10 protein-coding genes are annotated in these 11,777 nt (G+C 59.9%); 3 read left to right on the forward strand and 7 right to left on the reverse strand.

Annotation, left to right across the window (positions count from 1 at the left end):
• Positions 1-284, reverse strand: a 284-nt coding sequence (locus tag ACWIZX_RS07970) for a nucleotidyltransferase domain-containing protein (RefSeq protein ID WP_448335392.1), incomplete at its 3' end; no start/stop codon positions are given.
• A 3-nt stretch (positions 285-287) separates the two neighbouring features.
• Entirely contained in the window at positions 288-1,514 is a 1,227-nt protein-coding gene (locus tag ACWIZX_RS07975) for an MFS transporter (protein ID WP_448335393.1), read from the reverse strand.
• A 9-nt stretch (positions 1,515-1,523) separates the two neighbouring features.
• Between ACWIZX_RS07975 and ACWIZX_RS07980 the strand changes: the two genes are divergently transcribed.
• Together ACWIZX_RS07980 and ACWIZX_RS07985 are read left to right on the forward strand one after the other, a co-directional pair.
• A complete protein-coding gene (locus ACWIZX_RS07980; RefSeq protein ID WP_448335394.1) occupies positions 1,524-2,855 on the forward strand; it encodes a GTPase in 1,332 nt (443 codons plus the stop codon).
• Positions 2,815-3,723, forward strand: coding sequence for a lysophospholipid acyltransferase family protein (locus ACWIZX_RS07985; protein ID WP_448335395.1), 909 nt, complete (start codon positions 2,815-2,817; stop codon positions 3,721-3,723). The genes ACWIZX_RS07980 and ACWIZX_RS07985 overlap by 41 nt, the downstream gene beginning before the upstream one ends.
• A 398-nt stretch (positions 3,724-4,121) precedes the next feature.
• Here the strand turns inward: ACWIZX_RS07985 and ACWIZX_RS07990 are convergent, their stop codons facing one another.
• The 4 genes from ACWIZX_RS07990 to pdxS form a co-directional block, all read right to left on the reverse strand.
• Positions 4,122-5,756, reverse strand: a complete 1,635-nt coding sequence (locus ACWIZX_RS07990; RefSeq protein ID WP_322793156.1) for a R3H domain-containing nucleic acid-binding protein — start codon at positions 5,754-5,756, stop codon at positions 4,122-4,124.
• 8 nt (positions 5,757-5,764) lie between these two features.
• Positions 5,765-6,613: a hypothetical protein gene (locus ACWIZX_RS07995; RefSeq protein ID WP_322793157.1), complete on the reverse strand. Its 849-nt coding sequence runs from the start codon at positions 6,611-6,613 to the stop codon at positions 5,765-5,767.
• 116 nt (positions 6,614-6,729) lie between these two features.
• A complete protein-coding gene (gene pdxT, locus ACWIZX_RS08000) occupies positions 6,730-7,308 on the reverse strand; it encodes a pyridoxal 5'-phosphate synthase glutaminase subunit PdxT (protein WP_448335396.1) in 579 nt (192 codons plus the stop codon).
• Positions 7,309-7,328: 20 nt separating this feature from the next.
• Complete coding sequence (gene pdxS / locus ACWIZX_RS08005; RefSeq protein ID WP_061913094.1) at positions 7,329-8,216, reverse strand: pyridoxal 5'-phosphate synthase lyase subunit PdxS; 888 nt, start codon at positions 8,214-8,216, stop codon at positions 7,329-7,331.
• A 91-nt stretch (positions 8,217-8,307) separates the two neighbouring features.
• On the opposite strand from pdxS, the gene ACWIZX_RS08010 reads away from it, so the two are divergent.
• Positions 8,308-10,710, forward strand: coding sequence for an ArnT family glycosyltransferase (locus tag ACWIZX_RS08010; RefSeq protein WP_448335397.1), 2,403 nt, complete (start codon positions 8,308-8,310; stop codon positions 10,708-10,710).
• A gap of 87 nt (positions 10,711-10,797) precedes the next feature.
• On the opposite strand, the gene ACWIZX_RS08015 is transcribed toward ACWIZX_RS08010, so the two are convergent.
• A partial coding sequence (locus ACWIZX_RS08015) for a M23 family metallopeptidase (RefSeq protein ID WP_448335398.1) occupies positions 10,798-11,777 on the reverse strand: 980 nt, incomplete at its 5' end.

The following is an 11,777-nucleotide window of genomic DNA, read 5'->3' on the forward strand; positions in this document are numbered from 1 at the left end:
CCCCCAATGATTTCCACCTCGACCCCCTCCACCACCGCCCTGCCGAGCAGCGAACGCATGAAGGAAGATTCAACTTGCCGCACCGGTTCGACCATCCACCCCTCCAGCCGCTGTTGAATCTGAATGGCACCCAGCGGGCTGGTTTGCACGTCAATGTCATGCACTTGCAGCGGCATGCCCTGCAGCACCATTCCCACGCTGCCGGTCAACGCCCAGGCTTCCGGCAGGCCGGTCAGTTGTTCCAAAATGGTCTGCAGGGCGGTTTCAAATTCCCGCGGCAGCATGGCTCAACGGTTCAAGGCATCCGAAAAACCGGCTGCCGGTTTTGGCAGCGAAGATGGAACGGTTGAACGGGTCAGCGGGCGGACGGCCGCCAGTAAAAGCGCCATGCCCATCACCCCGCCGAGGGTGAGCAGGGTACTGGCGGCGGGTGAAATGGTATTGAGCAGCACACCCTGCAGCCACGGCAGCAGCATGGCGCCGATGCTGGCCATGCCGTTGATGATGCTCATCGCCCTGCCGGCCTGTTCCGGGAAGGAGGCGCTACTCAGGGATACGGTGGAAGGAAAGATGGAGGCGAAACTGAAACCGGTCAGCAGGATGCCGGCCGCGCTGAGCGTCAGGTTGCCCCGGCCCACGACCATCAGCAGGCTGCCGGCCAGCGCCCCGCCCAAACTGAGCGCGAGGATGCGCACGGCGCTCAGCCGCATCCCCAGCCCCACCGTCACCAGCCGCCCGGCGGTCAGCGCCAGCCAGAAAGCGGAAGCCGAAAGCGCGGCCTGTTCGTACGGCAGGTTGGCCGTGCGCTGCATATAGACCGTAATCCATCCGCCGAAACCGTTTTCCACCCCCACATACAGCATCAGCAAAAAGGCCAGCAGCCAGACCAATCGGCTGCGCAGCAAAACACCCAGTCCGCTTGCCAGATTTTGCGTAGCGGCGCGGCCGGGGGCGGGAATACGCAGCCACAGAAACAGAACAACCTGCACAGCCAGCAGACCGCTCACCAGCCACAGGATTTGCCGCCCGTTACCGGTTTGACCGGCAATCAGGCCGACCAGTGCCGGGCTGAAAAATGCCCCCACCCCGAAGAACAGGTTGAGCAAATTGAGCGCCGAAATGGAACGGTCGGCATACACCCGCGCAATCAGCACATTGGTAGCCAGCACAATCGCCCCGCCGCCCAGGCCGGTCAGGCTGAACAGCAGCAAACTGAGGGGAAAGGTGTGGCTGAACGGCAGCGCCGCCACACTGCCCATCAGCAGCAGGGTAGCGGCCAGCAGTAGCGGCTTTTCGCCAAAGCGGTCGCTGAGCGGCCCGCTGAGCAGTTGAGAAATCAACGAACCCATGAAGTAGAAGGTGAAAATTTGCCCCATCCGGCTCAAATCCACCTGATTCAGGGCCGAAAGTTCCGGAAGCAACGGGCCAAACGAAGCCACTGTGACGCCCAGCGAAAAGAAAAACAGGCAGCACAGCACCAAAACGATCCAACGAGAGTGTGTTTTCAACGCCATGACCTTCACATGATTTTCAAACGGCTTCATCATACCCCATTTTTAGCCTTTGTGATACCATTTAACCCACTTACCATGCCCACCCTTCAGGATATTTTCCGCAAATTACCTCCCGAAACGCGCGATGTCTTCCGCATCGTGTGGGAATCGCTTTCGCCGGCCGACCGCAGCACCCTGCAGGCCCTGCTGGGGGGTCTGCCGCCGGATGCCAATCTGCTGCGCCTGCTGATGCGCCTTTCGGCCCACCAGTTCCGGACTGCCTTTGGGCAGAAAAGCCGGATTGCCATCGTCGGCCCGGCCAATGTGGGGAAATCCACCCTGTACAATCAGTTTGTGCAGCAAAAGAACGAACGCGCCGAAGTCGGCCCGCTGCCCGGCACAACCCGCGCCAATCAGGAAGCCGATACCGGTCTGTTCCATGTGGTGGATACCCCCGGGGCAGATGCGGTTGGGCAGGTGGGCGAACGCGAACGGGAAGAAGCTCTGAGCGCTGCCGCCGCTGCGGATGTGCTGATCATCGTGTTCGATGCCATTCAGGGCATCAAACAAACCGAACTGGATTTATACCAGCGCTTGAAGGCGCTCAACAAGCCCTACATCGTCGTGATGAACAAGATGGATCTGGTGCGCCGCCAGTCCGCGGCGGTGATTGCCCGCGCCGCTCAAAACCTCGGTTTGGAAAGCGCGCAGGTGCTGCCGCTGGTGGCGAAAAGCGGCGAAGGTCTGCCGCAAATTCTGGCCGCCATTGCCGCCCTGCAGCCTGAAATCACCGCCGCGCTCGGACAGGGTCTGCCGCACTACCGCTGGCAGCTGGCCTGGCGTTCCATTGTCAGCGCGGCATCGGTTTCGGCGGTGATTGCACTGACCCCGCTGCCGATGATTGACTTCGCCCCGCTGATCGTCACCCAGTCGGTCATGGTGCTGGGGATTGCCCGCATTTATAATTACCGCATCACACTCGAGCGCGCCCGCGAGCTGGCGGCTACCTTTGGGCTGGGGCTGCTGGGGCGTACCCTGTTCGGCGAATTGAGCAAACTGGGCGGTCTGCCGGGCTGGCTGCTGGCAGCAGCCATTGCCTCCTCCGTAACGGTGGTGATGGGCTATGCCGCCGTGATCTGGTTCGAGCGCGGCGAGAAACTTTCGGCAGCCTCCCTGCAAAACCTGACTCAATCGCTGACCGCCATGTTCCTGGAATCCCTGCGTGGACTGGGCAGACGCCAGCCGGGCAAAACCAGCCTGCAGCAGCGCATTCAACAAGTCCTGAATCAATCTCCCCTCGCAGAAAATCGCAGCCTGCTCGATGACCACCTCAAAGATCAATCTCCAAACCCTGGCGAATAGCCGCTTCGGCGTCTGGCTGGCGCTGGCCGTCAGCAAACACACTCCCCCGTGGCTGGGCTACCGCATCGCCGACCTCGGCGCAGCCATCACCGCGGCGCGGCGCAACAGTCCTCTGGTGCGCGCCCTGCGTGCCAACCAGTGGGTCATTTCCGGCGGCGGATTGGGTGAAAAAGAAATCCGGCGCGCCGTTTACGAGGTACTGCACCAGCACACCCACGGGCTGTATGACTTTTACCACAACCTTGAACGCCCGCAGGAAGTCCTGCGCCGCACGGATTTTGACCCATCCTTTGCCGATCTATTCGAAAAGGTCAAAAGCGGGCAGTATCCGGCATTGTTCCTCACCCCGCACACCAGCAACTTTGACCTTGCCGGGCGTTCCCTGGCGCTGCGCGGGTTGAACTTTCAGGTGCTTTCCTTTCCGCGCCCGCCTTCCGGCTATCAACTGCAAAACCGCATCCGCATGGAAGTCGGCATCGAGGTTACGCCAATGAGCATCGAAGCCACCCACAAGGCCAAACAACGCCTGCGCAGCGGCGGCGTGGTGTTGACCGGTCTGGACCGCCCGCTGGCGGATGCCCGTCTGCGTCCGCGTTTCTTTGGCCGGCCGGCGCCCCTGCCGGTGGCATATGTCCATCTGGCGCTGCAGTGCGAGGTGCCGATGTTCGTGGTTGCCTGCGTCAGCCCGCGCCCGCACTTTTACCGGCTGGTGTGCAGCCCGCCCATCTGGCCACAGCCCCATCCCGACCGGGATACGGAGTTATTAATGAACGCCGAAGCGGTGCTGGCTGAAGCCGAGAAGATCATCCGTGCTTACCCGCACCAGTGGGCCATGTTTTACCCGGTCTGGCCGGATGTGCAGGTATAAGGGGCTGGTCTGTCCGAGCGCAGCATTGCCGCGCCCGCTCAAAAGGACAACCAAGGTTTACGTCATTCCGAGCGAAGCGAGGAATCCCTCACCTTGCTTATGATCAGCCAAGCGGGAGATTGCCGCGCTCGCTCCGCTCGCTCGCAATGACGTTAAACCAGCCATGTCACTCCGAACGAAGTGACACTCACCAGTGCTGACGGGAGTCTCCCACTCTGTCCTCATAACCGCCATGTCGGAGATTGCCACGCTCGCTCCGCTCGCTCGCAATGACGTTAAATCAATCATGTCATTCAGAGTGCAGCGACACAAACAAGAATTAATGTCACTCCGAACGAAGTGAGGAGTCTCCCTCACTACCCATACAAATCCCATGCGGAAGGTTGTCCCCGGCCGCTTCAATCGCGGAAGATGCGCACCCGGCGGTGCGGTTCCTTGCCGTAGGAATGCGACACCAGCTGCTGGGCGCGCGCCATTTCGTGCTGCATCCGGCGGACGCTGGCCGGCGCCGGGGGCAGGTCCACAAAACGCTGCCCGTTCAGCACGTTCTGGATGGCCACCTGCGTTTGCGCAGCAATGATCTCCCACTCGGTCGAGTTGCTCTCCACGCTCAGGTTATACAATTCCGCCAGCGACTGCTCCATTTGATTAATGGTATTGGCGCGCAGCACATAGATCGGCATGCGCCGCTCTTCGGCTTCCACCACCGGCTGCTGGCGCGAGCGGTAATAGGTGCGCAGGGTCATCAACACATCGGCTTCGTCCAGATTCTGCACCACCAGCGCCGGCACGCCCAACCGTTTGGCGGCCTGCGCCAGCCGGTTGCGGGCAACCCCGTAGGCGTAAATGCGAATGGTCTGCAAAGGCGCGGATGGCTGGGCGTTCATCTCGGAAGGCAGCAGCATCTCTTCGCTCACCCGTTCAGCGCCGGTGGGGAGGGAGCGCCCGCCTTTGCGGTTGAACGGCTGGGTTTCACTCCCGTTGGCATAGGTGCGCCGGCTGGTTTGCGGCAGCGGACGCGGGGCAGCCTGAGCCGGCGGCGTTTCAATGTGAATTTCGCCGTTTTCATCCCGGTAGCGGATTTCCGGCGGCAGCGGGTAGCCGCGCACCAGCGAATCCACCGCGGCAGCCACATCCTTGTGAACGTGCATGCGGTCGCGCTCCTGAATCTCGATCAGCACATCAAAAGTGGGCGGCGAGCGGCGTTCCAGCACGGTTTTCTGCGTCCCGCGCCGGCGGGCCTCTTCATCCGAAAGCGTGACCGATTCGATCCCCCCGATCAGATCGGACAAAGTCGGGTTGAGCAGCAGATTTTCCAGCGTGCGCCCGTGCGCGGTTGCTACCAGCTGCACACCCCGTTCGGCAATCGTGCGGGCGGCCAGCGCTTCCAGCTCGCGCCCGATCTCATCAATGATGATCACCTCGGGGTTGTGATTTTCCACCGCCTCGATCATCACCTCATGCTGCAGCGAGGGCTGCGCCACCTGCATGCGGCGGGCGCGCCCGACGGCCGGGTGCGGCACATCACCATCCCCGCCGATCTCGTTGGAAGTATCCACGATGATGACGCGGTGTTTTTCGGCCAGAATGCGCGCCGATTCGCGCAGCATGGTGGTTTTGCCGATGCCCGGGCGGCCCAACAGCAGAATGGACTTGCCCGATTCGAGCAAATCCTGAATGATGTCAATTGTCCCGTACACCGCCCGCCCAACCCGGCAGGTCAGGCCGACAATGTGGCCGTGCCGGTTGCGGATGGCTGAAATGCGGTGCAGGGTGCGCTCCAAACCGGCGCGGTTATCGGCGTCAAATTCGCCAATTTTGTTGACCACATGGTCAATATCCTCGCGGGTGATTTCGTTTTGGTCGAGAACCACCTCGCCCTGGACAAAGCGCGCCACCGGGACGCGCCCCAAATCCATCACGATTTCCAGCAGGTTATCGCTGTCATTGGCTTTGACCACCGCCTGACGGATATGCGGCGGCAGGACATCCAGTAAAGCATGTAAATCGTCGGTTATTCTTCTTTGCGTCATGGCAACAATTAATTCAATCTTTCTCTTGCTTCATATTGTACCAGCGGCAGCGGAGTTTCACCACCGAGTGGCTCAACCAATGCCGGCTGATGTTTTTCCAAAGTACCGTTGCGGGCGGCAAAGACCGCCTTGCGCTGCAAACTGGTCAGGTGTTTGACCAGCACGGCCTGCCGTTCGCCGCTTTCTGCGCCCAGTTTTTCCAGCCCATTTTCGAGGTAGGATTGATAGGCGCGCACCACCACATACACCGGGCGCCCCAGCAGTAACGGCATTGCCGCAACCAGCCCGCGCAGCGCGGCCGGCACATCTTCCACGGCGGGGTGAAGAATCGGTTGAACGACAATCCCGCGCGGGCCGAAAACCGGGGCAGCATAACCGAGGACTTCTTGCTGCTGAAAGAGCACCCAACTGTCGCTCAGCGAGTGCGGAAACGCCTCGGCGCTTTGAACCAGCGGCGGGATGAGGGTCTGTGCCAGATTGCGCACCGCCAGATGATCGAGTTCGCTGGCCAGTTCCCAGTGCGCCAGGTTGTCGCCGGCCGGCATTGCCGTAATCCGCCAGACGCGCTGCCAGGTGAACACGCTGAATCCGGCGCGGCGCAGTGCTTCGAACAGCGGGCTATGTTCCTCCACTTCAGCCAGCACAACCTGATTGCCGTGCGCCCCAGCCTGCCGGATTAAGCCTTCCAGCAGCGTGATGAGGCGTTCGGGAGGGGTATCCATCACCGGCAGGATGAAGGACAAGCGGGCGGTGTGATTGCTTTCATAGCGCACCTGCCCAATCAGCGCCGGGCTGCCGCCCGCCGCACTCAGCACACAGGTGGTACTGCCCTTATCCAGCCGCAGGTGATCCAGCACCGCCCACGGGCCAACCGGACTGCCGCGCGTCAGCGCCAGGGTCGTATCCAGACATTGCGCCTGATCGCGGTAGCGGAACAGGTTCAGCAGGTCATGCCAGGCAAACAGTCGAATTTCTATCTCGCCAACTCCAAAAAATAACGGTGAAAGCGGTCATCATCGCTCAGTTCGGGGTGAAAGGATGTTGCCAGCCAGCGCCCCTGCTGAGCGGCAACAATGCCGCCATCCGGCAATACCGCCAGCGCTTCGGCGTTGCCGTTCGCCTTTTCGATCAACGGAGCGCGGATGAACACCGCCGGGAAGGGCCGTTTTTCAGCATCCACCCGGGCGAGCGCCGGTACGTCCAGCAGGATCTCAAACGAATCCACCTGCCGCCCAAAGGCATTGCGCCGCACGCTGATGTCCATCAGTCCCAGAACGGGCTGATCCCTGTCCACTGCGCGGGAGAGGAAGATTGCCCCGGCACAGGTGCCCCACACCGCATGATTTTGGGCAAACTCCCGCAGCGGCTGCATCAGCCCAAAGGCGGTTGCCAGTTTGCTGATGGTGGTGGATTCCCCGCCGGGGATGATCAACCCGTCCAGGCCGTTGAGGTGTTCGGGCAGGCGCACCTGCACGGTTTCCACACCCAGTTTTTCCAGCACTTTTTGATGCTCGATGAAAGCACCCTGTAAAGCCAGTACGCCAATCTTCATAGCCACCGTCAAGTGCAGGTTTACCAGCCGCGTCCGGCAATCAGTTCATGTTCGGGTATGGCCGAAATTTGCCGTCCAACCATCGGTTCGCCCAGATTGCGGCTGATTTCAGCCAGAATTTTCGGCTCGTTATAATGGGTAACGGCTTTGACAATGGCCGCCGCGCGGCGCGCCGGGTCACCGGATTTGAAAATGCCCGAACCGACGAACACGCCGTCCATGCCCAGCTGCATCATCAAGGCGGCATCCGCCGGCGTGGCAATTCCGCCGGCGGCAAAATTGACCACCGGCAGCCGACCCAGCTGGCGGGTTTCCAGCACCAGTTCGTAAGGCGCGCCAATTTGTTTGGCAAACGCCATCACTTCCTCGTCCGGCAGGTTTTGCAGGCGGCGGATCTCGCCCATCACCGCGCGGGCATGGCGCACCGCCTCGACCACATCACCGGTACCGGCTTCGCCCTTGGTGCGAATCATGGCAGCCCCTTCCCCGATGCGGCGCAGCGCCTCACCCAGGTTGCGCGCCCCGCACACGAACGGCACGGTGAAGTTGTGCTTGTAAATGTGGTGTTCCTCGTCGGCCGGGGTCAGCACCTCGGATTCGTCAATATAATCCACGCCGAGCGCTTCCAGAATCTGCGCCTCGACGAAATGACCGATGCGCACTTTGGCCATCACCGGGATGGTGACGGCATCCATGATTTTCAGGATCAGTTCCGGATCGCTCATTCGGGCAACCCCCCCTTGCGCACGAATGTCCGCCGGAACCCGCTCCAATGCCATGACGGCAACGGCGCCGGCATCCTCGGCAATACGCGCATGCTCGGGTGTGACCACATCCATGATCACACCGCCTTTCAGCATTTGGGCAAGGCCTTTCTTGACCTTGAACGTGCCCTTTTCCTGATCCATTCAGCCTCCTGTTTTAATCGTTAAGGTTTTCTATCCAGATTCTACCACGCCAGCCCATGCCCTGCAACGGATGTATAATTAACCCGTTTCCATGATGTTAAACCCCGCTTCGCCATCTTCTTCCCGCAGCCGAGCAAGCCTCTTATCCACAGGGCTGGAATTATTGCTGATTGGGCTGATTGCGGTGGGTATTTTCTACCGTTTTGCGTGGGTCAACTGGAATCAGGATGCCCAGTTGCACCCCGATGAATACGGCCTGACCAATACGCTCAGCGTGTTGCGCATGCCCACCAGTCTGGCGGAGTATTTCAACACGCGCATTTCGCCGATCAGCCCCTACCACAAATACAATCCGGATGGCAGCCTGCTGCAAAACGGACCGGATAACCGGATGCGCTGGGGGCAGCTGCCGATGATTCTGATTCGCGCGGCGGCGGAAGCCACCGGCAACACCGGTTACGGCGAGTTGCGCCTGCTGGGGCGGCGGCTTTCGGCACTGGCGGACGCGCTGGCGATTGGGCTGCTGTATCTGATCGGCAGAAAACTGTACAACCACCGCATTGCGCTGACCGGCGCGGCGCTTTCGGCGCTGGCGGTGATGCAGATTCAGCAGTCCCACTTCATGACGGTGGACAACTTCGGCACTTTCTTCACCATGCTGGCGCTGTACGCTGCCGTGCGCATTGCCCAACAGCCGCCCCTCGCCCGCCGCCCGTATCCGGACGGCGCTTACCGCCTTGTGCCGGCTGCGGCGGGCTGGTTTGCCCTGTTTGGGGCGGCCGCCGGTATGGCGCTGGCCTGCAAAATCAACCTGCTGCCGTTGATCGGCATGGTGGTGGTGGCCGCATTTTTGAGCATTACCGATTTGAAACTGCGCTTCCAGAGCGATCTGAGCCGCATCTTTGGCAGCACCGCCCTGCTGCTGGTGCTTTCCGCCTTTTCCGCCCTGCTGGCTTTCCGGCTAACTCAGCCGATGTCCTTCCGCGCACCGCAGGGGGACACCACCTTCTTTACCCTGCACCTCAATCAGGACTGGGTGGACAGTATGCAGGTTGCCCAGATGGAATCCAGCGGGATTGGCGGCGGCCCGCCCGGCGAACAGTGGGCGGCCCGCCCGGCGATTCTCTTCCCGCTGATGAACATGGTGGTATGGGGCATGGGGCTGCCCTTTGGATTGACCGCCTGGCTGGGATTTGGGCTGGCCGGCTGGCAGGTGCTGCGCAAAGGATTGCTTTACCGCGCCCACCTCATCCCGCTGGTGTGGGTGGGTGGTTACTTTTTGTTCATGGGTACCCGTTGGGTCAAGTCCATCCGCTACTTTCTGCCCATTTACCCCTTGCTGGCGCTGCTGGCGGCCTGGTTGCTTTGGCAGGTGTGGCAATCGGCGGGCAGCGGCGGCATGGGGGTGGGCCGGCTGACTGTGCGGCGGGTGGCAGCCGGCGGGTTGATGTTCTTTGTGCTGGGCGGCACGCTGATCTGGTCGGATGCCTTCGTCAGCGCCGTCTATCGCCAGCCGCATACCCGCCTGCAGGCCACCGAGTGGATTTTCCAGAACATTCCCGCGCCGGTGCATTTCGAGCTGCAAACCACTCAGGGCAGCCGTTTTCAACCGGTTTCCGTGCCGGATGGACTGACCATCCCGCCCGGCGAGCGGTTTACCCTGACTTTCACCGCCCGCGAGGGCGGCACGCTGCGCTCGGTCACCCTGCCGCGCCTGTTCAACCCCGCCGATTCGCCGGCGCAGTTGCGTTTATCGCTGTACCGCGAGGGCAGCAGCCTCGATCTGCTGACTGAAACCAGCCTGCAGGTACCGCCCGCCGGCGGTGCGGCGCGCGGTAACACCGTCCAGGCCGACCTTTCGGGCGGAGAACTGCAAGCCGGGCAGGTGTACACCCTCACCCTGCACAATCCATCCGATCAACCGCTCAAAATTTACCGCCTGACGCTTGCCAACGAATCGTGGGACGAGGGGCTGCCCGTACCGCGCGCCACTTACGACCCGTTCGGCGATTTTTACCGCGGGGTGACGATGGAGGTGCGCTGGTACGACGATGAAAACAAGCGCCAGATGTTTTACGAACGGCTGGCGGAGGTGGATTACATCATCCTGCCCAGCCAGCGCGGCATTTGGAGCGTTGCCCGCCTGCAACTGACCTACCCGATGACCATCGAATACTACCGCGCGCTGTTCGACGGGCGGCTGGGGTTTGATCTGGCGGCTCATTTTCAAGCCCCGTGGCGCATCGGCAATTTCTATATTTCGGATGTCGGCGGTCAGGTGCGCTGGGGGGCGCCGCCGCGTTTGCCGCTGTTCAACTTCAACTTTTTTGCCGCCGAAGAGGCCTTCAGCGTCTATGACCACCCGCCGGTGTGGATTTTCGTCAAGAGCGAGCGCTTTGACATGGCACAGGTGCGCAGCATTTTGGGCAAATTCGACCTCAGCCAGGTGGTGGTGCAGTCCCCGCGCGATGCCCGCCCCAGGCCGATTCAATGAGGGGGAGTAGTGAGGCGGTGGGGATGATACAGCCTGACGGCGGATGATGGCAGCGGGGGGATGGAATCGGGCGGAAGTATTATTGGCTCATAATACCATTTTCAGGATGAGCTCCGCAATCCGCGCCAAAACCACAAGAATTCCGAGAATGGTAAAAAATAGAATCAAAAAATTTTGAACAAGGTCTGAAATTTTCGGACTGATAAAGTCCGCTGTTTCGGTAATGCCCGAAGAGCAAGAATTAATTTTGCGCACTACCTGGTCTTTTTCAACAAATCCCGACTCTACACATTCTTGAGTGGTATTTTTGACACGTTCAAAGTTGCTAAACCGGACGGGTAAACTTACAGCCGTGAAAAAGTCTGGCCTATCCTGTAATTGAAAGTGCAAGTGGGGTTCGCTAGAATGCCCCGAATGACCACATTCGCCTATTTTTTGACCGGCGACAACCGCTTCGCCCGTTTTGACAGAAATACTACCCGATTTTAGGTGAGCATACAGCGTGTATAAATTCGGGCTGTGTTTTATCACAACATAGTTTCCACGTATGTCGGGAGTTTTTACATCAATCCAGCCTGTTCCTGCTCGGTTGTAATCCCTGATGTTATCCCGAACCTCTTGCACAATCCCGTTTGATGCTGCGAGTATGGACTTTCCAAATGCAAAATAATTTTCTGGCTTGCTCGAGCTGTGTTGATATGTTTTGCCAAGATGATCGGTTATAACAAAATCATAAGCGTATCTTTGCCCTATCAGATTCCAAGAGTGGGAAGTTTGTTTGTGAACTCCACCATTAACGACTTTCCAGGCTCCTTCAAAGGGTAAATGGAAAGCGACAGTGTCCTCATAGATTACACCCCTGATGACAGACCGACCAATGGCTATAAATTCTCCTGCTATTTGTCGCAGCGTTTGAACCAATCCAAAAGGATTCAAAATTGACCAAATCAAAACTGAGATGAGATACTCGACATATATTTTCAACGCTGTAACAAGAAACATTGCTTTCTTTCCTTCTATGTTCTGGCATGCGGTCAACCTTAACGGGCTTCGTAGCGGCGGCGGCT

The sequence above is a fragment of the Bellilinea sp. genome (genome assembly GCF_053501535.1).

Bases quoted from the DNA above. Each gene is read 5' to 3' on its own strand.
- ACWIZX_RS07975 (WP_448335393.1), bottom strand. From the start codon at position 1,514: ATGGCGTTGAAAACACACTCTCGTTGGATCGTTTTGGTGCTGTGCTGC.
- ACWIZX_RS07980 (WP_448335394.1), top strand. From the start codon at position 1,524: ATGATTTTCAAACGGCTTCATCATACCCCATTTTTAGCCTTTGTGATA.
- ACWIZX_RS07985 (WP_448335395.1), top strand. From the start codon at position 2,815: ATGACCACCTCAAAGATCAATCTCCAAACCCTGGCGAATAGCCGCTTC.
- ACWIZX_RS07990 (WP_322793156.1), bottom strand. From the start codon at position 5,756: ATGACGCAAAGAAGAATAACCGACGATTTACATGCTTTACTGGATGTC.
- pdxT (WP_448335396.1), bottom strand. From the start codon at position 7,308: ATGAAGATTGGCGTACTGGCTTTACAGGGTGCTTTCATCGAGCATCAA.
- pdxS (WP_061913094.1), bottom strand. From the start codon at position 8,216: ATGGATCAGGAAAAGGGCACGTTCAAGGTCAAGAAAGGCCTTGCCCAA.
- ACWIZX_RS08010 (WP_448335397.1), top strand. From the start codon at position 8,308: ATGATGTTAAACCCCGCTTCGCCATCTTCTTCCCGCAGCCGAGCAAGC.